Genomic DNA, 25223 nt, shown 5'->3' with positions numbered 1-25223 from the left:
GCTGAGGGGTAAGGGGCCGGAGAAACCGTATAATCCTCAGCCCCTTACCCCTCAGCCCTTTGCCCTACCCCTTCTGCTCTCTGCTCCTGCAACTGCGTCGGCTCCTTGGCGGACAGGCGTTCGCGAAGTTCGGTAACGGGCTTCTCGAAGAATTTGAACAAAAGCGTCGACAGAACAAGTACCAGGAGCCAGAATAGTCCGACCTTGAGCCAGCCGACGGTAAGCGAAGTCGTGGGAATTCGGCCGACGAAATTCATCATGATCGGCGTCAAATTCAGCAGATACATCGAATACGAAATCAGGCTGATGTGGGTAATGGCGCGGGCAATGCCGAAACGAGCCCACAGGCCGGAAGCGCTTCGCCAGCCATCCATATAAGGTAGCAGGAGCGCCATGCTTAAGCCAATTGCCAGAAAATAAACCGTACGCTTATAAAAGATATAACCGGACAGGATGCCCAGATCGACGTAAAAACGCAAGATGAAAATAGAGGCAGACAAAGCAATCAGTACGGTCAGCACGAGCCCTAGAAGCCCCAGCCGGCGACGTAATGCTACGTTTGTCCAGAAAGCAGGAAAGTAATGCCGGAAATAGGCGCCCAGTACGCCATACGAAATGGCATCCAGCCGGGTCATGACGATGCCCCGGAAGCCAAGCTCTCCTTCGGAAATAGGTATCTGCATGGCCAGAACCAGCCGGTATAAATTCGTACCGATGATCACCGTTAGAATTGTGGCCAGCACAATCCGCTGGCGCGACCACCGGGCCGACAGCAGGCTGTGCATAACCCATAAAATAAGAGGCAGGGTAATGTAAGACCACTCTTCGATGGCCAGACTCCAGGTTTCGGGAAAGAAATCGGGAACGTAGCTGGCGAAGTTCTGCAGGAAAACGAAATAGCTGGCCAGCGTACCACCATCGGGCAGGACCGGAGTCAGACCACTTCGCCAGGCTCGCAACACCGCGAAAAGAATGAGCCCGACCAGCACCAGGTAATAGTTGGGCAGGGTCCGGAACCACCGGCGCGTCCAGAAATTAAGCAACAGTTCGCGGTCGAAACGTCCTTTTTTTTCGTAAGACCGAATCAGAATTCCACCGATCAGAAAGCCACTTAGCACAAAGAATAACTCGACGCCGTCGGGCAGCAGGTGATGCCAGAAGGCCCCACTGTAGTATTTCTCCAGCGCAATGGTGGCATGGGCATCGACCACGATCAGAATGGCCAGCGCCCGCATCACATCTAGCCCGAATACGCGCCTGGTTGCTCCGGAGTCGAGCGAAAACAGTTTTTTCAGCATACGTAGCACGAAGGTACGGGGCAATGAATAATGTTCAATAAATAATGGTTAATGAAGGAAGTGCAATGTATAATGAACCGTGAAGAATCAAATTATGTAGCGAACTTTGTCCGGACTCATTATCCATTATTTATTGACCCTATGGAATTTGGACCAGGAGCGGTTCACCGCTACACGTTTCGGTTTTCGCAGGCCGACGTAGCCGATTTTGCCCGCGTAACCGGCGATAATAATCCGCTCCATCTCGACGCGGACTTTGCGGCACAGACGCCCTTTAAGCGTCCGATTATTCATGGTATGCTGGGTGCCAGCGTGTTTACGAAGGTGCTTGGTACGGAGTTTCCGGGTTATGGCTCGGTTTATCTAGGCCAAACCCTGGAATTTCTGCGACCGATGTTTGTCGATACCGACTACGAAGCGACGTTTACGGTCCAGTCTATCGATGCCGCTAAACATACCGCTCAGATTCTGGGTGAAATTCGGGATACGCAGACGGGTAAGGTGACAACCCGCGGCATTGCCACGCTGATGCATCGGGAAAAAATCGCGTCGTAGAGCCCAACGGATTGCGGCTCTACATAGACAAAAATAAAACTCCCTCATCAGGACCGGCCTGCGTGAGGGAGTTTTATAGGTTCGGTCAGATAGGCTGACTTACTTGCTGGCGGTGTTTTTAGTGTTTTGAACTTCCGAGCGGATTTCCTGTGCCAGCGTTTTCAAATCCTGCATTCCTTTCCGGACGCGAGTACCGGCAGCCTGGTTATTTTTCTCGTAGAATTTCTCGAAATCGCCTTCCAGCGACATAACCAGATTCTTTACTTCATCGAAGCGTGCCATAGCGATGCGTATGGGTTTAAGTGTGTGAAAAATGCCCAAATTCCGCTAAAAACGCGGTTTCCGGCTGAAATTTAGTCATTCTCTCATACAGCGCAATAGCTAAGCCAAAAAAATAGCTAAAAAATGCAATTTTTTGGCTAAAACCCTATTCAGTGGCTGCTTCGGCCGATACTTCCAGCGTTTTCTGGTCAACTGGGGGCACATATTGCCGGTAAGCGCCCAGTTTAAGGCGTTCACCCATTTGGGAAAAGGCATTCAGTGTATATTCCACATCGTCCAGCGAATGAGCGGCTGTAGGGATAATACGGAGCATGATGGTGCCTTTCGGAACGACCGGGTAAACGACGATGGAGCAGAACACGCCCATATTTTCGCGCAGGTCTTTGGTTAGCGCGGCCACCTCGGCTACCCCCCCTTCCAGATCGTGCAGGAAAACCGGTGTTACCGGCGATTGCGTATCGCCAATGTCGAAACCACGCTCGCGCAGACCGCTTTGCAGCGCCCGTACATTTTCCCAGAGTTTGTCGCGGAATTCCGACGAGTTGCGAATCATATCCAGTCGCTTCAGACCACCGACGACATACGGCATCGGTAAGGCTTTGGCGTAGGTCTGCGACCGCATGTTGTACTTAAGGTACATAATGATGTCGTGATCGGCGGCAATGAATGCACCAATGGCCGCCATCGACTTAGCGAACGTCGAGAAATACAGATCGATGCCCTCCTGGCACCCCAGTGCTTCGCCAACCCCCGCGCCCGTAGCGCCCATCGTGCCGAAACCGTGTGCGTCGTCGACCAGCAAGCGGAATTCATATTTCTCTTTCAGCGCCACGACCTTGTCCAGGCTACCAACTTTGCCCGACATGCCAAATACGCCTTCGGTAATCACCAGGATACTGCCACCTTTTTCGGCCGCTTTCTTGGTAGCGCGCTGGAGATTCTTCTCCAGGCTGTCCATGTCGTTATGGTTGAATTTGTAGTATTCTCCCATTTTAGCTTTGTGCAGCCGGATGCCGTCGATCAGGCAGGCATGGCACTCGGCATCGTATACGATGACGTCGCGGTGGTCGACGACAGCCTCGATGGCCGACATAACCCCCTGATAACCATAATTGAGCAGGAAAGCGTCTTCTTTACCGACAAACTGAGCCAGCTCCTTTTCGAACTGTTCGTGAAGGTCGCTGTTTCCCGACATCATTCGGGCGCCCATCGGATAGGCCAGCCCCCATTGCGCCGAGGCTTCAGCATCGGCTTTCCGGATTTCAGGATGGTTTGCTAAACCCAGGTAATTGTTCAGGCTCCAGTTCAGCACTTCTTTGCCCCGAAAGCGCATATGGGGCCCTAGTTCACCTTCGAGTTTGGGGAATGCGAAGTAGTGGTGACCATTGAACTCCCGTGCTGGTGAACCGATCGGCCCCAGGTTATTACGCAGTTTCTCAAATAAATCCACTTTTTATTGGTGTTTATCAGGCAAAAGCCCTGTTTTTTTATACGGTAAGTGCAAAAATACGGTTAAGTTTTGGTAGCGCAAATTGATATTGGAAAATTCAATTCGATAATCGTTTTGTAACAAAATCGTATTATTGATCATAATTGATGTTTGTAGTCATTGATTGTCATTATCAGTCATTAGGTAGTTGTCATAGACCCAGCAGCAACCAATGACTATGAATGACAAGCAATGACCACAGAATGATCCCCTAATGCCGATCAACGACCCGCAAGCCTACCCATGAATATTAAAAAATTACTCGTTGCCAACCGGGGCGAGATTGCCCTGCGCATCATGCGGACCGCCCGCGAAATGGACATTCAGACCGTAGCCATTTATTCGGAAGCCGACCGGAATGCACTGCACGTCCGCTACGCCGATGAAGCTGTTTGCGTCGGTCCGGCTCCCTCATCGGAGTCGTATTTACGGGCCGATGTCATCATCGACGTTTGTAAGCAACTGAACGTCGACGCTATTCACCCTGGCTACGGATTTTTGTCAGAGAATGCCAATTTTGCCCGGCTGGTCCGCGATGCCGGTTTAATCTTTGTCGGGCCGTCGCCCGAGAGTATCGAGGTGATGGGCAGTAAGCTGGCGGCCAAAGCAGCTGTGGCCAACTACAACATCCCGATGGTGCCGGGAACTCCTTCAGCTATTACGGATCGGACCGAAGCCAAAGCCATTTCGGCACAGATCGGTTATCCGATTCTGATCAAAGCTAGCGCAGGCGGGGGCGGAAAAGGCATGCGGGTGGTCGATAGGGAGGCCGATTTCGATGAGCAGATGGACCGGGCCGTCAGCGAAGCCCAGTCGGCTTTTGGCGACGGATCGGTATTCATCGAAAAATACGTGACTTCGCCCCGGCATGTCGAGATCCAGGTATTAGGCGATCAGCACGGCAACATCATTCACCTGTTCGAGCGGGAGTGCTCCATACAGCGCCGTCACCAGAAGGTCGTAGAAGAAGCACCGTCGGCTATCCTGACGCCTGAAATTCGCGAGGCTATGGGCAGGGCGGCTGTCGACGTTGCCCGCGCCTGTGGGTATTACGGAGCCGGTACGGTCGAGTTTATCGTGAACGACAATCTCGATTTCTATTTTCTCGAAATGAACACCCGGCTTCAGGTCGAGCATCCGGTTACAGAGCAGATTACGGGGGTCGATCTGGTGAAGCAGATGATTTACATCGCCGAAGGAAAGCCGCTAACCATCAAACAGGAAGAGCTGGAAATTAAAGGTCATGCGGTTGAAGTGCGGGTATATGCCGAAGATCCCGCCAACAACTTCCTGCCCGATGTCGGTACGCTCGATACCTATGTCAGGCCGCAGGGAAACGGGGTTCGGGTCGATGACGGTTTCGAGCAGGGCATGGCCATTCCGATTTATTACGACCCGATGATTGCCAAGCTCATTACCTACGGCGACAGCCGCGAGGAAGCTATCCAGAAAATGATCCGCGCCATCGACGAGTACCAGATTTCGGGTGTACAGACGACTCTGCCGTTCTGCCGGTTCGTGATGGAGCACGACGCCTTCCGGTCCGGTCAGTTCGACACGGGCTTTGTGAGCCACTACTTCACCCCCGACAAATTAATTCCAGCACCCGACGCTACCGAAACCGGACTGGCGGCTGTGCTGGCGGCTTATCTGCTGGAGAACAATAAGCCCAAAACGAACGGTGTCAGTAGTCAGTCTGCGGCACAGCGAAGTAAGTGGAAAGAGAATAGGGTGGGGTAAGTGTTAAACTATGTATCTTTGATAAAGACCATTTTTATAGAGTATACTATGAATTTGAAAGTAATAGTCCATAATGCCGAAGAAGGGGGGTACTGGGCAGAAGTTCCTGCTATTCCCGGATGTATGACTCAGGGTGAGACGCTTGATGAATTGCTCACAAATTTACACGAAGCTGTAGAGGGGTGTTTATCTGTGGATATTGATGAACCAACATTAGATGCAGATGCGCGGATTATGGAAATCGCTGTATGAAGCAAGTATCAGGTAAAGCCCTGTGTCGCTTACTGGAGCAACGAGGATGAGAATTGAAACGAATTAATGGCAGCCATCATATTTTCGTCATGCAGGGCCGATCTGAACGATTATCTGTACCTGTACACGGGAATCAGCCGCTCAAAATAGGGTTGCTGAGGGCGTTACTAAAAACAGCAGGTATTGACGAAAGTGAGTTGTAGCAAGTTTCTTACGAATATAGTCTTGCTGCAGAATTTGATCTATATAGAGGCTGTGCCACGGTTCTAAACCGTGGCACAGCCTCTTTCACTACAAACACTGACCTGTCAGGCCGAATACCCGCGCGTTTCTACTTCCTGAACCGTTTCGCCGGTCAGTTCGTCCAGAAACTGGTCGTGGGTCATGGGTTTGGAAAACATCGGGAAGTTTTTGGCGCAGGCGAACGTCTGTTCTTCTTCACTGAGCGTGGCCGTGCAGTCTGTCAGCGTAATTACGTCAAAGCCTTTTTCGTAACCCGAGCGCATCGTCGATTCGACACAGCAGTTGGTCAGAAAGCCGCCCAGGGCAATGGTTTCGATTCCTTTGCTGCGCAGAATAAAGTCCAGATTCGTACTGGCGAAAGCATCCAAACCACGCTTTCCTTCCAGTACAATATCGCCGGGCTGTGGGGTCAGTGAATCGATGATATCGACGCCCCACGAGCCTTTCCGGAACGACTGACTGTCGACGACGCCTTTCAGAATACCATAGGGATGCTTCGTGATCTCGACATACCCTTCCTGAAAACTAATCGGCGAATGAATGATCACGGCTCCGGCTTCGCGGGCTTTGGCAACCAGGTCAAGTGTGTTCGCCAGCATATTCGTCGAGGCCATGACGCCCTTCACAGCATCGTGTAAACTACCTCCCGGCGAGGTGAAATCGTTCTGATACTCAATGAGAACAACGGCGGTTTTCTGCGGATTCATAGCGATTCTGTTTTATTGATACATTGGCATCAAAAGCGCCCGAACACTACCGTTTACTCCAACGCCTGATAGACCGCAATCCGGAATTTCTTTACGAAATCGCTGTAATAAGCGTAGGGCTGCACGTTCGTGAAAATGATCAGGATTAACTCTTCTTTCGGATCGACCGTAAATTCGGAGCAGTACATGCCGCCCCAGGTGTACGAACCCGGCGAAGCCTGATCCCCGTAGTGCGAATTTTCGGTGATGAGCTGAAACCCTAGTCCAAACTTATCGTTCCGATCCCAGACTTCTGCAGCGCCTATCTGATTCCGGAGCATCAGTTCGACGGTTTTCCGGCCCAGAATGCGCTTATTGTTGAACGTACCGCCGTTGAGTAGCATCTGGCAGAACTTCGCATAATCTTCCACTGAACTGATCAGGCCGGCACCGCCCGAGAAATACGTCTTCGCACCCGATACGGCGGAGTTCCGATACGCTTCGTTAGTATGCAGCGTCAGCGGTTTATCCAGGCTTGGTTTGCTGTACAGCTCAACCAGTCGGCTGGCTTTGGTATCGGGCAGATAGAAATACGTGTCGGTCATGCCAAGTGGTTCCAGCACGCGCTCGCGCATAGCGACGTCGAAAGGCTTTCCCGAAAGAATTTCAACAAGCCGGCCAATGACGTCGATGCTCAGCCCGTAAGTAAAACCCGCGCCAGTGGAGTCGGTGCCGGGGTCGCGCAGAAGCGGTCGGGTAGCGAGTTTGTTGATGACGTCTTCGAGCTTGTCGGGAGCGGTCGAATTGTAAAATGGGATTTTGAATTCGGGACGCTGGTCGAGCGGATGCTCATAGGGAATTCCCGCATTATGGCTTAGCAACTGCCGGATTGTTATTTCATGCTTCGCCGGACGGGTTTCGTACGTGCCGTGTGCCGGGTCTTTTTTATCGTATTTCACCAGCACTTTTGGATGCCTGAACGCCGGAATGTATTTGGCAATCGGCTCATCGAGCAGAAATTTCTCTTCCTCAAACAACGTCATCAGCGCGACCGTTGTGATCGCTTTCGACTGCGAGGCAATGCGGTACAGATCATCCCGCTTCAAGGGAGTTTTCTTCTGCAAATTGCTATAACCGAATGCTTTATAGTGCACAATCCTCCCCCGGTGGGCAACGAACGTAACCGCGTTGGGTGCCAGGTCCTGATCGATCAAACCTTGCAGCCAGGTATCCAGACGCTTCAACCGATCGGCCGAAAAACCGGCATCAGCGGGCGATTTGGCGGTGGTAAACGTTTGGGGGAGCGACTGGGCGAATACGGTAGACGTGAGAAGCAGGAAGAAGGCAACGAAGCGCATCGAGGTTTAGGGATTTAGGTTTGGCAATATACTGATTTTAGGTACGGTGAGCAGAGCAGCTTACCGGTTCCAGTCCCAGGCTACCACTACCCACGTTTCGCCAATAGCCGGGTCATAAAACTCATGAAGCGATTCGAAGCCAACGCGGGTATGTGCACGTAATGAGCGGACGTTATTGGCCGAAATATCGGTGATGAGCAACTGATACCGATCGCCGTACACGTCGCGGTGGTGCTGATACATTCGATCGAACACGCGCTGCCCCCGGTATTCCTCGCCGACGCAAACCTGTCCCATCACATACCACGCGTACTCGCGCAGGGGCTTTTCACGGTAGGTCAGGGTATCGATCAGAGTAAAAAGGGGCAGTAATTCAGGAACATCGGTGCCGAATTCGGGCAACATGGTCAGAGCATACCCGACGACGGTGTCTCCATCTTTGGCGATAACGCTTGGGGCAGCCTGGTTCATGCGCATCAAAACGATCGGATCATGTTCAACCGTTACAAAGCCCTGATCGAGCTGAGTCACCAGCGGAACGTTTTTGCGCAGATTCGCCCGTTGCAAAGTCAGAATACCCTGAACGTCGGCGTCGGATTGAACGGTGGTGATGATCATGTGTGGGCTAGTTACACACAATGTATAATGGTTAATGAATAATGGATAATGACTGCGAGACAATGCATTATCCATTATTCATTAACCATTATACATTAATCCTACTGCATTTTTTCAAAAAATCAGCGTCGACTTCGGCACCGATACCCGGTGTTTCGGGGAGATCGATCTGGTAACCGTTGTAGGTGATACCTCCATAAATAGGGTCTTCGGCATGCTCGAAACAGCCGTCCAGATCGCAGAACGTAACGTTCTGACGGGCAGCCGCAAAATGGGCGTTCGCGGTCAGCGCCAGCCGGGACTCGGACATGCAGCCGATCATGCAGGGAATACCAGCGGCTTCGGCAATGGCGTTGATTTTCAGGGCTTCGAAAATACCTCCACTTTTCGATAGCTTGATGTTGAAATAATCGACGGCTTCTTCGCGCACGAGCCGGATGGCGTCGGTCGCATCGAACAGGCTTTCGTCGGCCATGATCGGCACGGGCGATTGCTGGCGGATTTGACGCAACCCGACAATGTCATGGCGTTTGATTGGCTGTTCGCAGTACTGCACATTCCAGCCGCCGATTGCCCGAAGTACCGCCGACGCCGTCACGACATCCCAGCCCTGGTTGGCATCGGTCCGAATCGGAATGGTGTCACCAATGGCTTTTCGGATCGCTGCTACCCGAGCTACGTCATCCCGCAGGTTCGTTCCTAGTTTTACTTTGATTGCTTCGGCCTGCTTTTCCTTAATCCGTAACGCGTCTTCCACCATGCGCTCGGGCGTGTTGATGTAGATCGTTTCGTCGGTCACGAGTGGCCGTTTCGATCCACCCAAAAACTGGAAAAGCGGCATCCGGGCGGCTTTAGCCGCCAGATCATACAAGGCCATGTCGAAGGCCGAACGGGTTGTGGGGTGAGCGGGTAAGTAACGGACTAAGGTTGTCAGGCACCCCTCGATATCGAGCGGATCGCGACCGATGAGGAGTCGGGCCATATCGGTCGCGGCCGCCATGCCCGACGCCTGGGTTTCGCCAACGATCATCCAGAACGGCGACCCTTCACCCCATCCCGTCAGGCCTTCGTCGGTTTGCACTTCGACCAGCATGTTCTGAGCGTTCTCGATCGTACCCAGCGAAATGGTAATGGGCGCTTTAAGCGGAATGTCGAAGCGATAGAGATTAATTCGGGTGATTTTCATGAAAGCCAGTTAGTCATCCAGGAAATTATCCAGAATGGGTTTAAAGTCGGCTAATCGCACACAATTTACTTGTGGAAAAGGGATTTCCTGCAAAATGCGGTAATGCCTGTCATTGGAAATAATGTAATCTGCATTGGCAGCGATGGCAGCATCCACAAACTTATTATCGTCTGGATCGTTCTCGATCAATAACCAGTAGAATGACAATGGATTAATGCGCATCAACGAAGGCAGATTGAGAAGCGCAATGAGTACAAACTCAGCATAATCAGGCGCGTAAAACAAGCCCAATTGTTCCTCATATTCTGCTAAAATTTCCGTCGTCACCACGAGCTGGACCTGACCATTCAAAATAGCATCATATAGCCACCGGTACTGTGATCTTTTAGGAACAGAGGCTAATAAACAATTCGTATCAACAACAATACGCATTAGTTCAAGGCTGAGTTGGCTTTTTCAGCGGACTATTTAGAATTTCATCGATAGTCTGTTCTGAAATGCCTTTTTCTGTCCAGATTTCATCCATGCGTTCGTCGGCTTTCTGCGCGTAATGATTGACAATAAGTTGTTGAATCTCAGCAGTCTCCTCCTCTGACACCTGATGTTCGCTAAAGAAGCGGAGCAAGTGCAACTGCATAGGATTTAGCTTTCCGGACTGAGATGTTATTGCCATAAATAATTCCCGACTAATAGAACTGCGTTTTTCAAAGATACCAATTACTTCGGAAACAGGCTTTTGTCCAGACCCGGAATAATCCGCAACGCATTCTTGTAATAAACTTTTTTCAGAATCTCGTCGGGCAGCGCCATGCCATACATTCGCCAGAAGGCGTGGTATTTTTTATGGTACGGGAAATATTCGTCGTCGGTTTCGAGTACACGGAAATAGGTTGCGTATTCGGAGGGTACCCAGCTGTCTTTGCCGAACAGAATCCGGTCCTGGTATTTCTCGAAGAATTTCCGGCTGGCCCGGGGCTGACGCCCTAATTCGGCGATGACTGCCCCGATTTCGACGTTCATGTTTGGGAAAACGGTCATCAGGCTGTCCAGCTTACGCAGGTCGTTCGGATACCAGCCCATATGGGCAGCAATGAAGGTCGTTTTAGGGTGCCTGCGGAAAACGTTATGCTGTTCGGCAATGAGTTGGTCCCAGGGGACGGGGTCGTTGGGGGAGCGCTTCCGACCGGCGTGGAGTTTGAGTTCGAGCCATCGTTCGTTGTAGCGATCCATCGGGTCCCAGAACGATTTGGGGTCGGCCGTATGAATCAGCACCGGAATGCCTAACTCCCCACATTTGGCCCAGATCGCGTCCAGGCGTGGGTCATCGACCCGCACCCGATGCCCTGATTCGTCTTTATTGGTCAGGCCCAGATTCTTAAAAATCTTGAGACCGTGCGCTCCTTTTTTGACGTCTTCTTCCAGCAGCTTAACCGCGTCTTCGGTCCAGCCTTTCCGCCCGATTTCGTCGAAGTTGAGATTGGTGAACAGGACAAGCCGCTTGGCGTTTGTCTTGGCTGCGTTGGTCAAAGCACCATCGAAAAATTTGGTACCCTGCTCTACGTTGCCCCAGCCCCGGCCACTCAGATTGCACATGATTTCCATGTTCAGGCTGTCCATCTGCGCAACAAGCGGCTTCAGGTTGGCCTTGTCCATATCCCACTGGTGGTTATGTACGTCTATGAACGGAAATTTAGCCCGCGTGAGCTTGTGCTCCGGCACTTTTAGCGTGGAAACCGGATCGTATTCTTCGAACCCCAGCGGCATATCGGGTTGGTTCGACTTGGTGGATTGCCCATAGGCAACGGTACCCAGCAGCAGCAGAGCAGGAAGGTAAAGCAGATTTTTCATAAACTGGTGGCTGTATTGCTCAAACTAATCCTTAAAGATAAGCGCTACACAATGTGCGGCAATGCCTTCGCCCCGACCCACGAAGCCAATATGCTCGGAAGTTGTTGCTTTAATGGAAATATCCTCTTCTGGAATGGCCATCACGTCGGCCAGGCAGGTTTTCATGGCCGGAATGTGTGGATTGAGTTTGGGTTCCTGCAACACAACGGTTACGTCTACATTCGAAACCTCGTAACCCGCGCCCCGCACCATGCGCAGCACTTCAGCCAGCAGCAGCTTGCTATCGACGCCTTTCCAGCGCGGATCTTTATCCGAAAAATGGTAGCCAATGTTGCGCATGTTGGCCGCCCCCAGCAGGGCATCGCACAATACATGACAGACTACATCGGCGTCGGAGTGGCCTACGGGGCCGAACAGACTGGGAATCTGAATGCCGCCCAGCCAGAACGGCCGACCTTCTTCCAGCCGGTGAACATCATATCCCTGCCCTACACGAATTTTCATGAAGTAAAATTATTTTGACGAAGATAAACCTCGACCTGAAGCAGAAACTCGACGGCTCGCTCAACGGCATCCTGAGCATCCTCTTGAGAAATATCAAAATCTATTTCGTAATCACCACCTTGTCGCAGGTTGAACAACTCAGTTATGGTATTACTATACCTGCGATCAAAAATTCCTGTCAAGATGAACCGTTTTCGGAATTCATTATGAACGCCTGTATGAGTTTTTGGAACCTGGCCATCTGTTGAATGAAGGAGTGCTAATAGACTGTCGAACAGGGCATAGTACGCTCGGTTGCAAGTTCCGTCTGGATGGCCAGCTTCTAGTAAAAGTCGTGCTTCAGTCAGATCACTCTCCGCTTTTTTCAAATAGTCTACAGCGCGGTTCTTATCATTCATACAGGTATTCCTTCCTGTTGTACAGCCTGATAAAGCAGCGGATAGCCGCATGCATATTTAGTAAGTGACACCGGAAAAATTGAGACTTCTATCGCATGGGTTAAAGCCAAAGGACCAATGACTGACGACATCCGCCTTATCTCCTGCCCTGCCCGAACCTCATCATCCCGCAACACCACCATGTAATCGACGTCCGACTCGGCATGAAAATCACCCCGGGCGTAGGAACCGTACAGAATCACCCGATCGAGCCGGTCGCCGTAGAGGTCTGTAAGCGCCTGCTTCACGTCCCGCGAGAGCGCCTGCAGTTCGTCGGGTGTGAGTGCTTTGGGGTGATACGGTATTTCCATGGCTGTTTGTGCAGGCGTTAAGCCGCCGACGCGTCCGCGCTTCGGTAATACAGGGTCGAGCAGTTGGCTTTCCGCAACACCTGACCAGCCGCCACTTGCAGGCTTTCCGGCGTAACTGCCTGGATGAAGGCCGCTTCCTGATTGACAAGGTCGGGGTTGCCCGCATTGGCGGCATAAGCCAGGTTCATGGCACGGTTGAGCAATTCAACTTCCGAGAACGCCAGGGTAGCTTCGGCCTGGTTTTTTATTTTCATCAACTCCTGGTCCGTAACGGGCTGGTCGATCAATTCCTGGACAAGGGCTTCAACGGCGGCATCCGCTTCTTCGAGCGAGACACCTTTGTTCAGATTGCCCTGAATGACCAGCAGGCCCGGATCGATAGAGGTAGTGCTATAGGCATTGATGCTACTAAATAGGGCGTTGTCGCGCAGCAGTTTCTGATACAGCCGCGACGACTTGCCCCGGCCCAGAATGTCGCTCAGGAGGTCGGCAGAATGGAAGTCGGGCTCGAAGCGGCCGGGCATGTGGTACGCTTTGTAGAGACCGTCCAGGGGTACCTTGGCAGAAGTTTCCAGCTTGCGGGCTTCGATCTGGACTGGTTCGGTGGGTAACTGCCGGATGTAGGGCTCGCCCGCCGGGATGGGCGCAAACCATTTGTCGCAGAGCTGCTTTACCTGATCGACGGTTACGTTGCCGGCCACCACCAGAATGGCGTTGTTTGGTAGGTAGTATTTGAAGAAAAAAGCTTTTACATCGTCCATCGTAGCTTCTTCGATGTGGCTGATGTCTTTACCAATGGTGGCCCAGCGGTAGGGGTGCTGCTTATAGGCCAATGGCCGAAGTTTGAGCCAGACATCGCCGTATGGCTGGTTCAGGTAGCGCTGCTTGAACTCTTCGATCACCACTTTCTGCTGCACCTCCAGCACCTGCGGATCGAACGAGAGGCTAAGCATCCGGTCGGATTCGAGCCAGAACGCCGTTTCCAGATTAGCCGCGGGTAGTGTGATGTAGTAATTGGTGATATCGGGGCTCGTAAAGGCATTGTTTTCACCCCCAACTTTCTGCAAGGGCTCGTCGTAGACCGGGATGTTTTGCGAACCGCCAAACATCAGGTGTTCGAACAGGTGCGCAAAACCGGTTTTAGTGGGTACTTCGTCGCGCGAGCCCACGTTGTAAAGGATATTGACGGCGGCCATCGGCGTCGACTCGTCCTCATGGACGAATACCCGCAGGCCGTTATCTAAGACAAACTGTTCGTAATGAATCATAGCAAAAGGGTTGCATATAGCCCTTATTCGGTAAGACGTATTGAACAAAAGTACGGTTCCAGCCGTATAGAATCAAACGACATCAATCGACCCACTGCTTTGTCCTTACTGAACTATACACTACTGCTGTTTCTGGGATTATGTGTATCCTACCGAGCTCCGGCGCAGGTAATGAGCGATCCGTCGGCGCAGCAACTTGTGCTGAAAGCCCTGGATGATATCTATAACATGGAATTCGCGCAGGCCGATACGGAGATTCGTCAGATACAGGCCCGATACCCGCAACACCCGATCGGACCGATTCTACGGGCAACCCAACTCGACATACAGAATTTACCGCTTTCCGACAATAAAGCGGCTACGGCTCAATTTGTTCAGGTCGTAAACCAGGGCATGGAGATGTCGAAACGCATGCTGGAGAAGAATGAAGACGATCCGGAGGCTGTTTTTTTTATGCTGACCTGCCACAGCTACATGGCGTCGATGTACCACAACCGGGGCGAATCGCTGAAAGCGGTGAGTGAGTCGCGGAAAGCCTACAGTTATCTGCGCGACGGGTTCAAGCTAATGGACAAAAATCCGGACTTTTACTTCACCAGCGGCTTATATAACTATTACGTCGAACGCTACCCCATCGACCACCCGATTGTGCGGCCATTCATGTTTTTCTTTGCCGACGGCGATATGGCCCTGGGACTGAAGCAGATGGAGGCTGCCACGCAAAAAGCGCTGTTCATGCGGCCCGTGGCGAATTATTACCTGTCGCACATCCTGATGAAGCACGAGACGAACGCCGGTCGGGCGGCCGTATACACCAAATACCTGGTAGAAAAATATCCGAACAATCCGCTGTTTGCCATGAGCTACGCCGAAGCGCTGTTGTTGTCGGGGCGCTATGCCGAAGCGAAACCGTACGTTCAGAAACTCCGGACGATGCGGAATAAACTGGTGCCGCTGGCCTACCATGCCTTTTCGGGTATGCTGGCCGAATACATCGATAAAGATGATAAAGCCGCCACAGAACTCTACGAAGCTGCGCTCAAACAGCCCTATAACGACGCTTATACGAAAGAGTATCAGGCTTTTGCGTATGTCGGTCTGGCGCGCATTGCGGCCCGTGCCAACGACCGGAACCGGGCTAAAATGTACTACAAAAAAGCCCTTGCTGTCGGTGAATACAAATCCTTGATCCGGGAAGCAAAGGCGTATACGAAGTCATAATGGATTACAGCCTTTTGTGATTACCCGCTTGTGTCAGAGACTTGACTAAGCTCGTCATATGTCGATTACGACACGATTTTCCATCGATTGTTTCGCCCCGTTTACTGGCTGACATAGGAGTCCTATACTAACGTATGGGTTAGACCGTTACCTGGAGCATCCCAAATACCAGTACAAGCCCAACGCGCTCCGAAAACACGTATCTGCTCGACTTGTCTCGCTCGATGCCAGCAGTACGATCCAGCCCAAGTCCGATAGGCATACCCCCGGCTAGCCTTACATCGGTTTGCTCAGGCAATTACTACCACCACTAGATAGGCACGGTTTTACCCGGAAAGATTCCTGACTTGGAATCCAGCGAAAGCCTTTGGCAGGCAGGAAAAGTACTTAGTTTATTATTTGACGGACAGCCGTTAATAGAGCAACTGTAAGCTGTTAGCCAACGCAGCTGGCTGTAAGCAGTAGCCGCTCGTTTGCGTTCAGCCATAGGCAGCCTCAATCCTCGGGAAATTTTATGAAGAGCTTATTAATTAATTGTTAATTATGCTGTTAAGCTCATTTTGGGCGGCTAATAACCCGGTCATTCAGAGTTTATTGTTCCGTTTGTCATATGTTAGTTGCGTAATAAATCTGTCGGATATAGCAGTGTTCTTAATTTTTTTTTAATACTTGCTGGTTGAATTGCAAATTGCAGCTCATAAGTATTTTTCTACCTTCATGCTATACGACAACTATGAAGCATTATTACTTCTCCCCACCGCCATTTATCCGTAAATGGGGCTTACTTTTTTGTATGTTACAGGCCATAACGACCCTGGCCGCATTTGGGGAAAACTACGGATGGCCGCCTTCGAAAACGACCGCCGGTCTGTCCGGTAAGCCTTCAGCAGACATCACCATTAGCGGGCGGGTCACCGATGCAGCGACCAATGAACCGCTCGCCGGTTGTAATGTCGTCTTGAAAGGAACCCAGAAAGGAACGACTACCGATGCGAATGGCGACTTTAAAATCGCTGTGCCCGACGGCAATACAGTGCTGGTATTTGGCTTTATCGGCTTTGTGTCGGAGGAAGTGCCGGTAAAAGGCCGCAGTGTAATCAACATGGCGCTGAAGGCTACGTCCAACGAGTTGTCGCAGGTGGTGGTGATTGGGTACGGCAGCGCTTCGCAGAAAGACATGACGGGCGCGGTAAAGTCGATCAAAAGCGCCGATTTCAACCGGGGAATTATCAATTCACCCGAGCAACTGCTGCAGGGTAAAGTTGCCGGAGTAAATGTGACGTCAGCCAGTGGTGAGCCGGGCAGCAATCAGAGTATCACCATTCGGGGGCCGGGTGGCGTCCGGACCGGCAGTACACCCTTGTTCGTGCTGGATGGAATTGCGCTGGACAATTCCAGCACGGGTGGCGGGACCAACCCGCTGAACTTCCTAAACCCGCAGGATATCGAGTCGATCGACGTATTGAAAGATGCGTCGGCAACGGCGATTTACGGTTCCCGGGGAGCCAATGGGGTGGTGCTGATTACGACCAAAAAAGGTAAGGCGGGTTCGTCGACCTTTAACATTTCGTCCAGCATCGGTATTTCGAATCTGGCCCGGCCACTACCGGTATTTTCGCCCGACGAATACCGGCGTCAGGTTCCGGCAGTAGGCGGGGTGCTCGAAGACTTCAAGGCTTCGACCGACTGGCAAAAAGAAATCACGCAAACCGCTTATACGCAGAACCACAACATCTCGTTCGGAGGGGGCGCCAACAAACTAACGTATTACGGTTCCTTCGGGCTTCAGAGCCAGGAAGGAATTTTGAAAAACAGCAAGCTGGACCGTTATACCGGGCGTATCAACGTGTCGCAGAAGTTTCTGGAAGACCGGCTCAGTCTGGATGTAAACCTCAATGCAACCTATACGCTGAACAAACGACCACCCACCGAAAGTCTGATTGGCGGGGCTATCTCGACCAACCCCACCATACCCGCGCTGGATACAGACGGTTCGCCGTTCAAGTATCAGGCGGGTACGAACCCGCTGATTACGCTGGCGCTGCAAAAGGATATCACGACTATTAATCGCACCATCGCCAATTTTTCGCCCTCGTTCAAAATCACCAAAGACCTGGTCTATAAATTGAACCTCGGCGTCGACTATGCCAACTCGGTCCAGGACCTGGAGTCGTTGCCCAGCGCGGTGCCGTTGCAGGACGGACGGCTCGAATCGATCTATAAAACGAATCGGAACATCCTGGTCGAGAATTACTTTACCTACACACTGGCGAAACAGGATCATAACCTGACGGCGTTGCTGGGTCATTCGTACCAGAAAATTTTTGTGCAGGAACGGCGGTCCAGTATCAATAAATTCCCGATTTCGCCCATTGACCCGATTTATAACCCTGGTCTGGGGCAGGATCTTACGCTGGCCAACAACAAGCCCAGCGGCTACGCCTACGAAAATGAACTCCAGTCGTTCTTCTCGCGCGTCAGTTATCACTACAAAGACAAATACCTGATGACGGCTACGGTCCGGGCAGATGGCTCGTCAAAATTTGGGGCCAATAATAAATACGGTATCTTCCCTTCGGTATCGGCGGGCTGGCGGCTTTCGGAAGAAAGCTTCCTGAAATCGGGGCCGTTTACCGACCTGAAACTACGGGCGGGCTGGGGACAAACCGGTAACCAGGAAATCCCGTCGAAGATTACCCAGGCCCTGTTTACGTCTCAGGTGTCAGCCTCAACGAGCTACCCACTAACGGCTACCGGTCCTTATCCAGCTGGCACGTCATACACCCGATTGGCTAACCCGGATATTCAGTGGGAAGTATCAACGCAGACGGATCTGGGGCTTGATTTTGCTTTGTTCAAAGGCGCTTTGTCGGGCTCGGTCGATTATTTCCGGAAAGTGTCGAACAATATTTTGCTGGAAGTCATACCCTCTGACCCCGTTCAGCCGGCGGGTACGTTCTGGACCAACGTACCGAATATGACCATCACAAACCAGGGCGTCGAAGTGGATCTGAACTACCGCTACGCGAGCCTGAGCGGGTTCCGGTTCGATATCGGTGGCAATATTACGTTCATCAATAATGAGGTGAAAAACTCACCCTATACCGTCATTGCCTCCGGCAATGCGACGGGTTCCGGACTGACATCGGCCAATATCAACGGCTACATCAGTGGGCAACCCATCGGTACCTTTTTCCTGAAAGAATTTATTGGCCTCGACGACAAAGGACTTAGCAAATACCGGGATGTCGATGGGGATGGAATCATAACCGACAAAGACCGGATAGCTGCGGGCAGTGCGCTCCCGACCAAACAGTTCAATATCCACACCAACATCGCCTACAAGGGATTTGATTTATCGATCAATTTCAACGGAGTATCCGGCAACAAACTGTATGACAATACTGCCAACGCCAACTTCTATAAGTTGCGGTTGTCGAAAGGCTTGAATACGACCCCGGAAGCGATTCAATATCCGAACGAATCCATCAATAATTCGGCTCCGGTTTCGACCCGATACCTGAAAACGGGTGCTTTCTTCCGGTTAAACAACGCTTCGCTAGGCTACAGTCTCGATCCAAAAATCATCGGAATCGACCGCTGGGTGAAGGGCATTCGGATATCGGCTACGGGCCAGAACCTGTTCGTGATTACCAAATATGATGGCTACGATCCGGAAGTGAACACCGACCGTACCGTGAATGGTATTTCATCCTACGGCATCGATTACCTGAGCTATCCGAAAGCCAGAACGTACGTGCTTGGCCTCAATCTTACTTTCTAAAAGACAAGTCATGAAAAAGAAACTTATTTCTATGCTGGCACTGGTCAGCATGATCGGTATATACAGTTGTACGAACCTGGCCGAAAACGTACTGGATGAGGCCTCCGTTTCGGGGCTTTCCGACCGGCAAGCCGCCGACGGGATCCTGGCACCCGTTTACGCCCGGCTGCCGGATATCTTCCTGCATACCAATTACTTTACGGTTCAGGAGATTTCGACCGATGAGGCTATCCTGCCGTATCGGGGGGGAGCCGACTGGGGTGACAATGGTATCTACCTGGCTATGCACCAGCATACGACGACCAGTACGGACCCCAACCTGAACAGTACCTGGAACCTGATATTACAGGGCGTATCGAGATCCATTACCGCTCTGAATACGCTGCCAACGCTGAAAGACCCCGTTACAAAAACTTATCTGGCCGAAGCCAGAGGTATGCGCGCCTATTATTCCATGCTAACGCTGGATCTGTTCGGGCTGGTTTTTGTAAAAGATGATCCGGGCGCTACATCGGCCATTCTGCGGGGTGATCAGGCCGTCGAATATATTAAAAGCGAGCTGCTTGCCGTGGAACCTAATCTGGAAACAACGGTAGGCCCGGGCCGACTGACGAAAGGCGCAGTTTGGGGATTGCTGGCTCGTTTGTATCTAAACGCGGGTGTTTATCGCGACCGGTTTGCCGCTCAGGTTACGTTCCGGCCCGAGGACATGGACAAGGTGGTTGAATACTGCGACAAGATTATCAACTCGGGGCAATATCAACTATCGAAGGACTATTTCGCCCTGTTCAACTCAGATAACCACGATAATAAAGAGTTGATTTTTGCGGTCGATCAACGGGCCGACTTAAACGGGCACAACCGGATGGCTTACTTCTCGATCTCCGGGGATCAGTTTCCGATTCCGGCCTATCCGAACGCCAATGGTACGGATGGACCAGCGATTACCCCCGATTATTACCGGACCTGGGTCAATGCCTATGCGCCCAAAGATCCATCGGTCGATCCACGGTTTTATAAACAGAATTTGACGATCTACTCGAATCCGGGCGACTCGTGCGTAGCTGAAGCTGATTATAACATCAACCGTGGTATTCTGCGGGGACAGCAGTATGGACTGATTCGGCGGAATGGGGTGTTTTTAAAATGTCCGGATGGTAAATATAAAGTGGGAAAACTCTTTAGCGATACCCGAAACAAACCTACGCTGGCCGTCGATTTCACCGAGCAAATCGATTTTACGGTGGCAGGCAGCAATTACAATACGGGCTACCGGGTCGAAAAATACGAGTTCAGCAAGAAATCGGTGAGCGGCCGGAATTTCGGCGAAGCCGATATCGTCATTCTTCGGCTGGCCGACGTGTACATGATGCGGGCCGAAGCCAAACTTCGCAAGAGCGGTGACGCTGCCAGCGCGCTGGCCGATGTCAATACTGTTAGAGCGGCCCGAACAGTAACGACGCCCCCACCTGCGCTGACGAGCATGAGCCTGGACCTGTTGTTCCGGGAGCGGGGCTTTGAGTTCTACTGGGAGATGCTGCGCCGGACGGACATGATCCGGTTTGGCAAGTACGAGGGCACCTGGACAGAAAAGACCAATACCGACAAGCAGAAGCGGATTTTCCCGATCCCTCAAACCGCGATCGACGGCGCTTCGAATCTGCCTGGGTATTTAAAACAGAACGACGGGTATTAAGTCTGAACCCGGATTTATATGATTTTACTGATCAACTGTGATTTTTGCTTTCCACAAAAGCGATCAACAGAATCACAGTCGGTCAATAAAATCACATAAATCCGGGTTCAGATTAATAATCGACCTCCAGATTCAGCACTTTTCGCAGTTCGAGCAGGGCAGGGTTCTTTTCCGCTAGGTAATTGAATTTGTCCTGCGAGCTGTAAATCATTTTCTTTACTTCCTGCACGACCACCTTGTGCTCAATCTGAATCTGGCTGTTCTGAAGCTCCTTTCGTAAGTAGCCCAGCAGGTCGGGTTTAAGTTCGGTCAGAAAATCGACCTGTAGGGTGTTGTCGAGCGTCAGGTGGATGGTCGTTCCGTCCAGGACGAGCTCCCGGTTCAGCACCACCTGCTCCGACGTAATGTCGTTCTGTTGGCGACGCAGGCGGGCAAACGAATGCCACATATCCTGCAAGTCCTCAAATGTAAAGGGCTTGTCGGGCCGACTCGGTGCTTTGACCACCACCGCTTCTTCCGTTTCGGCCGTTGCCTGAGTTGGTCCGGCGGTCAGCGGAACGGTAGACCGGAGACGACTGCCGGCGGGCCGGGTTGGCGGAACAATCGCGAGCTTCGGTGCAGCAACCGCTGGTCGGTCGGTAATAACTGTCCCGTTCGTAGCGACCGAATGCCCATTCGGATGAACATCCTCTTTCGTCGGTAATCCGTTACTGGCCGCTCCGTTAGTCGCACTGCCATTCGCAGCTGATGGGGTCGGCTGATACCCGCTAACGGGTTCGCTTGTTGTAGGGTGCGTTTCAGTTAGTGGCCCACTGTTGTTAGCTGAGGGCTGTGGATTGCCATTTTTTTTTTCAGCAGACAGCGGATCAGACTGTCTTGGTAAGGTGAGGGCTTCTGCGGGGCGCGATCCGTTGAGGGGTAAATCAGGCAGGGCCTCCCAGTTGAGCAGGTTACGCAGATTGGCCAGTTTCATCAGCCATAGTTCGGTGTGTAGCCGCTGATCTTTGGCCTGCTTGTAGTTCAGATCACACTGGCTGCCCGTACTCAGGGCCGACAGCAAAAACGACATAGGTGCCCGCGCCGACTGATCGAGGTATTGCCGACGAACGTTTTCGGTGACCTGGAGCAACTGCACCGTCGCGGCATCCTTACAAACCAGCAAATCGCGGAAGTGGCGGCACAGGCCAACCACAAACTGGTGCCCGTCGAAGCCTTTGCGCAGGATTTCATCGACCGTCAGTAAGCTCTGTGGCAGGCTACCTGTCAGCAACAAATCGGTCAGTTTGAAATAATAATCGTAATCCAGGATGTGCAGGTTATCCAGTACTTCTTTGTACCGGATGACGCGGTCGGTAGAGAAGGTAACGTTCAGGTCGAACATCGACAGCGCGTCGCGCAACCCTCCGTCTGCTTTCTGGGCAATGAGGTCGAGGGCTTCAGGTTCGGCCGTAATCGCTTCTTTCTCCGCAATTTTAGCCAGATGATCGGCAATATGCTGCGGTTGAATCCGGTTGAAATCGAAAATCTGACAGCGCGACAGAATCGTGGGCAGAATTTTGTGTTTTTCGGTCGTGGCCAGAATGAAAATTGCGTAGGCTGGGGGCTCTTCCAGTGTTTTCAGAAACGCGTTGAAAGCCGCCGACGAGAGCATGTGCACCTCGTCAATGATGTAGATCTTGTATTTGCCCGACTGAGGTGGGTAGCGCACCTGATCGATCAGGTTACGGATGTCTTCGACGGAGTTGTTCGAGGCTGCATCCAGCTCGTGAATGTTGAAGGATGCGTTCTGGTTGAAACTGACGCACGACTCACACCGGTCGCAGGCTTCACCTTCGGGGGTTAGGTTTTGGCAATTGATGGTCTTGGCCAGAATACGGGCGCAGGTGGTCTTACCGACACCACGCGGGCCGCAGAACAAAAACGCCGATGCTAAGTGATTGGTCTTGATGGCGTTCTTAAGCGTAGTGGTAATGTGCTCCTGACCCACGACGGTGTCGAAGGTGGCGGGGCGGTACTTGCGGGCCGAGACCACGAAATTTTCCATACCCAAAGTTAGTACGGCCGGGGCGGAAAGGCAAACGAAGCCACTAGCTTGTTCCGTCAGAATTTGAGGGGGTTCATAGCTACCAAACCGCTGATTTTGCGAAGGAATGCTGGATTTATTCTAAACCAATACGATTATTTGTAGGTTTGTCTGTAGTATTTCCGGCCCGAAAATTTCTTCAGCCTTACTCGAATGCCTGTTCGTCTGTTGCTATGCCTGCTGGGTTGGTCGACGCTCCTGACCGGATGCCGTCCTGAGCAGACCGCCGATCGTCCGCTCACGTTCTGGTGCTCTAACAACGCCGGTGAAATTGCCTTCGCCAGAGAATTTACAGCCCAGTGGCAACGCAGCCGGCCCGACAAACCCCTGCGCTATCAGCCCATTCCTGAGGGGCAGTCGAGCGAGGAGATCATTCTGGCATCGGTGGTGGGCAAAACCACGCCCGATATTTACGCCAACATGTGGCAGGGAAACGTCGAGATGTACGCCAAATCGGGCGTGCTGATTCCACTGGATACGCTGAAAGGGTTTCGGGAATTTATCAGCGCCCGCTGCGACAGCGCCGTTATTCGGGAGATTACCTCGTCTGATGGACATATTTATCAGGTGCCGTGGAAAGTAAACCCGATCATGCTTCTCTGCAATACTCGTGCGGTGGCCACGCTGCCAAACGGCCGTCCGCCTTATACATATGCGCGCTATCTGGACGCCGGTCGCCAGTTTAAGCGGGATCGAAACGGCGATGGATACATCGATCAATGGCTGGGATATACTGAAGTGAAAGCCATCTGGTACGAGCGGCTGTTTAATTTCTATCCTCTGTATCTGGCGGCCTCCAACGGCGCTCCGCTGATTGTCAATAACCGGGCTGCGTTCAATAATCAGTACGCTATTGAGGTCTTTCGGTTTTTACAGACGCTGTACAAAAACAATTATTTCGCCCAGGAGCGGCTTTCGGCCACCCGCGATCCATTTATGTCTCAACAGATTGTATCGCAGTTTACGGGTCCCTGGACGATCGAGTTTCTGGAAAAATTCAAAGATCCTGGTTTTGAGTACCAGACCTACTCGATGCCAGTTCCCGACAGTCATCGCGGGCCGGTATATACCTACGGCGATCCCAAAAACATTGTTATTTTCAATACCTGTCGCGATCCGCAGGCGGCCTGGGAGTTTGTCAGAACTCTCATCGATACAGCCGGCGATCTGCGACTGATGGAGCTGACAGGCCAGTTTCCGCGCCGGAGAAACGTCGATACGGATGCGCATTTCGCCACTTTTCTGCGCAAAAATCCTCGTCTTCAGCCTTTCGCGCAACAAACGCGCTATATCAAAGGAGTGGACAACAGCGAAGTCATCGTAGAAGTTTTCGATATTATCTCGCAGGAATACGAAGCCTGCGTCATTTTCAACAAAAAAACTCCCGAAGCGGCCATTGCCGATGCGGCCAAAGCGGTGGATGTGTTGTTGAGTCATTAATGACTATTAAATGACAACGAATGACCATCTGTGACCATGAATGACAACGAATGAAAAAATGGATGCCTTACCTGCTCGTTTCGCCTTATTTACTGCATTTTGCGGTATTTGTAGCGTTTCCGGTCGTGTTCTCGGTGGTGCTGACGTTCCATAGCTGGAACATCATTTCGCCCATGCAATACGTCGGTCTGGCGAACTATGAGCATCTGTTTAAGGATCGGTTGTTCTGGCAGGCAGTCTGGAATACTGTGCGTTTTCTAATGGTGCATATTCCGCTGCAGATTCTGGTGGCACTGACCTTGGCCGAATTGCTGAATCGGACAGTCCGTGGTGCTGCGTTTTTTCGGGCGGCTTTTTTTCTACCGGTCATCGTTTCGGGTGTGGTCGTGACCATTCTTTGGCAGCAGCTACTGAGCTTCAATGCCGGTATCCTGAACCGGATGCTGATCGCGTTGAGCCTGCCACGGGTGCCATGGCTTGCTGACCCGGAGGTGGCCATGTATTCAATCGCCATCATGGCGACCTGGAAAAACGTTGGGCTATACATTATTCTGTTTCTGGTTGGGCTACAATCGGTGCCGACTCAGTATTACGAAGCTGCGGAGCTGGAAGGCGCCACCGACTGGCAGAAGTTTCGCTACATTACCCTGCCGATGATCAATCCGACGATGTTTACTGTAGTCGTTCTCTCGACTATTGGCGGATTTTCACTCTTTGTCGAACCGTATATCATGACCGAAGGCGGGCCCCTGAACTCGACCCTTTCAGCTGTGATGTACATTTACCGACAGGCATTTCAGTATTATCACATGGGGTATTCGGCCACCCTGGGCTTCTGTTTCGCCCTGATTATTTTGTTTGTCGTTGTTGTACAACGGCGATATGTTGAGCAGGAAGTTTAATGGTCACTCATGACAACCAATG

At 51.8% G+C, this 25223-nt stretch carries 24 protein-coding genes; 9 read left to right on the top strand and 15 right to left on the bottom strand.

Annotation, left to right across the window (positions count from 1 at the left end; translation table 11 throughout):
* Nucleotides 1–44 precede the first annotated feature (44 nt).
* Nucleotides 45–1298 (bottom strand): acyltransferase family protein, encoded by a 1254-nt coding sequence (locus tag ACYVC2_RS30665; protein WP_461109218.1) that lies wholly within the window; start codon nt 1296–1298, stop codon nt 45–47.
* A 141-nt stretch (nt 1299–1439) separates the two neighbouring features.
* Between ACYVC2_RS30665 and ACYVC2_RS30660 the strand changes: the two genes are divergently transcribed.
* Nucleotides 1440–1853 (top strand): MaoC family dehydratase, encoded by a 414-nt coding sequence (locus ACYVC2_RS30660; protein ID WP_461109216.1) that lies wholly within the window; start codon nt 1440–1442, stop codon nt 1851–1853.
* 99 nt (nt 1854–1952) lie between these two features.
* On the opposite strand, the gene ACYVC2_RS30655 is transcribed toward ACYVC2_RS30660, so the two are convergent.
* Both ACYVC2_RS30655 and ACYVC2_RS30650 read right to left on the bottom strand, forming a co-directional pair.
* Nucleotides 1953–2135, bottom strand: coding sequence for a histone H1 (locus tag ACYVC2_RS30655; protein ID WP_461109215.1), 183 nt, complete (start codon nt 2133–2135; stop codon nt 1953–1955).
* Between the two features lie 145 nt (nt 2136–2280).
* Complete coding sequence (locus ACYVC2_RS30650) at nt 2281–3585, bottom strand: aminotransferase class I/II-fold pyridoxal phosphate-dependent enzyme (RefSeq protein ID WP_461109213.1); 1305 nt, start codon at nt 3583–3585, stop codon at nt 2281–2283.
* A 282-nt stretch (nt 3586–3867) separates the two neighbouring features.
* On the opposite strand from ACYVC2_RS30650, the gene accC reads away from it, so the two are divergent.
* The 3 genes from accC to ACYVC2_RS30635 are packed head-to-tail and all read left to right on the top strand — an operon-like array spanning nt 3868 to nt 5819.
* Nucleotides 3868–5364 carry an acetyl-CoA carboxylase biotin carboxylase subunit gene (gene accC, locus ACYVC2_RS30645; RefSeq protein ID WP_461109211.1) on the top strand — a complete coding sequence of 499 codons (1497 nt, stop codon included), beginning with the start codon at nt 3868–3870 and terminating at the stop codon, nt 5362–5364.
* 18 nt (nt 5365–5382) lie between these two features.
* Entirely contained in the window at nt 5383–5616 is a 234-nt protein-coding gene (locus ACYVC2_RS30640; RefSeq protein WP_461109209.1) for a type II toxin-antitoxin system HicB family antitoxin, read from the top strand.
* A gap of 53 nt (nt 5617–5669) precedes the next feature.
* A complete protein-coding gene (locus tag ACYVC2_RS30635) occupies nt 5670–5819 on the top strand; it encodes a type II toxin-antitoxin system HicA family toxin (RefSeq protein ID WP_461109207.1) in 150 nt (49 codons plus the stop codon).
* 105 nt (nt 5820–5924) lie between these two features.
* On the opposite strand, the gene ACYVC2_RS30630 is transcribed toward ACYVC2_RS30635, so the two are convergent.
* From ACYVC2_RS30630 to ACYVC2_RS30580, 11 genes are all read right to left on the bottom strand, one after another.
* Nucleotides 5925–6566 carry a cysteine hydrolase family protein gene (locus ACYVC2_RS30630; RefSeq protein ID WP_461109205.1) on the bottom strand — a complete coding sequence of 214 codons (642 nt, stop codon included), beginning with the start codon at nt 6564–6566 and terminating at the stop codon, nt 5925–5927.
* 53 nt (nt 6567–6619) lie between these two features.
* Nucleotides 6620–7903, bottom strand: a complete 1284-nt coding sequence (locus ACYVC2_RS30625; RefSeq protein ID WP_461109203.1) for a serine hydrolase domain-containing protein — start codon at nt 7901–7903, stop codon at nt 6620–6622.
* A 60-nt stretch (nt 7904–7963) separates the two neighbouring features.
* Entirely contained in the window at nt 7964–8521 is a 558-nt protein-coding gene (locus tag ACYVC2_RS30620; RefSeq protein ID WP_461109200.1) for a GNAT family N-acetyltransferase, read from the bottom strand.
* Nucleotides 8522–8609: 88 nt separating this feature from the next.
* Nucleotides 8610–9707, bottom strand: a complete 1098-nt coding sequence (locus ACYVC2_RS30615) for a mandelate racemase/muconate lactonizing enzyme family protein (protein ID WP_461109198.1) — start codon at nt 9705–9707, stop codon at nt 8610–8612.
* Nucleotides 9708–9716: 9 nt separating this feature from the next.
* Nucleotides 9717–10139, bottom strand: a complete 423-nt coding sequence (locus tag ACYVC2_RS30610) for a putative toxin-antitoxin system toxin component, PIN family (protein ID WP_461109196.1) — start codon at nt 10137–10139, stop codon at nt 9717–9719.
* A gap of 4 nt (nt 10140–10143) precedes the next feature.
* Nucleotides 10144–10344 (bottom strand): hypothetical protein, encoded by a 201-nt coding sequence (locus ACYVC2_RS30605; RefSeq protein ID WP_461109194.1) that lies wholly within the window; start codon nt 10342–10344, stop codon nt 10144–10146.
* Nucleotides 10345–10424: 80 nt separating this feature from the next.
* The gene (locus tag ACYVC2_RS30600) at nt 10425–11555 is read right to left on the bottom strand and encodes an amidohydrolase family protein (RefSeq protein ID WP_461109192.1); all 1131 of its coding nucleotides are present in this window, start codon (nt 11553–11555) and stop codon (nt 10425–10427) included.
* A 24-nt stretch (nt 11556–11579) separates the two neighbouring features.
* Nucleotides 11580–12059, bottom strand: a complete 480-nt coding sequence (gene ispF, locus ACYVC2_RS30595) for a 2-C-methyl-D-erythritol 2,4-cyclodiphosphate synthase (RefSeq protein ID WP_461109191.1) — start codon at nt 12057–12059, stop codon at nt 11580–11582.
* The gene (locus ACYVC2_RS30590) at nt 12056–12457 is read right to left on the bottom strand and encodes a HEPN domain-containing protein (RefSeq protein WP_461109189.1); all 402 of its coding nucleotides are present in this window, start codon (nt 12455–12457) and stop codon (nt 12056–12058) included. Before ACYVC2_RS30590 ends, ispF begins: the two co-directional genes overlap by 4 nt.
* Nucleotides 12454–12807 carry a nucleotidyltransferase domain-containing protein gene (locus tag ACYVC2_RS30585; protein ID WP_461109187.1) on the bottom strand — a complete coding sequence of 118 codons (354 nt, stop codon included), beginning with the start codon at nt 12805–12807 and terminating at the stop codon, nt 12454–12456. The genes ACYVC2_RS30590 and ACYVC2_RS30585 overlap by 4 nt, the downstream gene beginning before the upstream one ends.
* Nucleotides 12808–12824: 17 nt before the next feature.
* Complete coding sequence (locus ACYVC2_RS30580) at nt 12825–14075, bottom strand: M16 family metallopeptidase (protein WP_461109185.1); 1251 nt, start codon at nt 14073–14075, stop codon at nt 12825–12827.
* A 99-nt stretch (nt 14076–14174) separates the two neighbouring features.
* Between ACYVC2_RS30580 and ACYVC2_RS30575 the strand changes: the two genes are divergently transcribed.
* From ACYVC2_RS30575 to ACYVC2_RS30565, 3 genes are all read left to right on the top strand, one after another.
* Nucleotides 14175–15296 carry a tetratricopeptide repeat protein gene (locus tag ACYVC2_RS30575; protein ID WP_461109183.1) on the top strand — a complete coding sequence of 374 codons (1122 nt, stop codon included), beginning with the start codon at nt 14175–14177 and terminating at the stop codon, nt 15294–15296.
* 793 nt (nt 15297–16089) lie between these two features.
* Nucleotides 16090–19080: a SusC/RagA family TonB-linked outer membrane protein gene (locus ACYVC2_RS30570; RefSeq protein WP_461109181.1), complete on the top strand. Its 2991-nt coding sequence runs from the start codon at nt 16090–16092 to the stop codon at nt 19078–19080.
* A 10-nt stretch (nt 19081–19090) separates the two neighbouring features.
* A complete protein-coding gene (locus ACYVC2_RS30565; protein WP_461109179.1) occupies nt 19091–20776 on the top strand; it encodes a RagB/SusD family nutrient uptake outer membrane protein in 1686 nt (561 codons plus the stop codon).
* Between the two features lie 112 nt (nt 20777–20888).
* Here the strand turns inward: ACYVC2_RS30565 and ACYVC2_RS30560 are convergent, their stop codons facing one another.
* Nucleotides 20889–22820 (bottom strand): DNA polymerase III subunit gamma/tau, encoded by a 1932-nt coding sequence (locus tag ACYVC2_RS30560; protein ID WP_461109177.1) that lies wholly within the window; start codon nt 22818–22820, stop codon nt 20889–20891.
* A gap of 192 nt (nt 22821–23012) precedes the next feature.
* Here ACYVC2_RS30560 and ACYVC2_RS30555 point away from each other — a divergent pair, with 192 nt between their 5' ends.
* Together ACYVC2_RS30555 and ACYVC2_RS30550 are read left to right on the top strand one after the other, a co-directional pair.
* Complete coding sequence (locus tag ACYVC2_RS30555) at nt 23013–24299, top strand: extracellular solute-binding protein (protein ID WP_461109176.1); 1287 nt, start codon at nt 23013–23015, stop codon at nt 24297–24299.
* A 50-nt stretch (nt 24300–24349) separates the two neighbouring features.
* Nucleotides 24350–25201 (top strand): carbohydrate ABC transporter permease, encoded by an 852-nt coding sequence (locus ACYVC2_RS30550; RefSeq protein ID WP_461109174.1) that lies wholly within the window; start codon nt 24350–24352, stop codon nt 25199–25201.
* Nucleotides 25202–25223: the final 22 nt, after the last annotated feature.

The sequence above is a fragment of the Spirosoma koreense genome (genome assembly GCF_054777875.1).
This window is presented reverse-complemented; position numbering and strand designations above follow the sequence as displayed.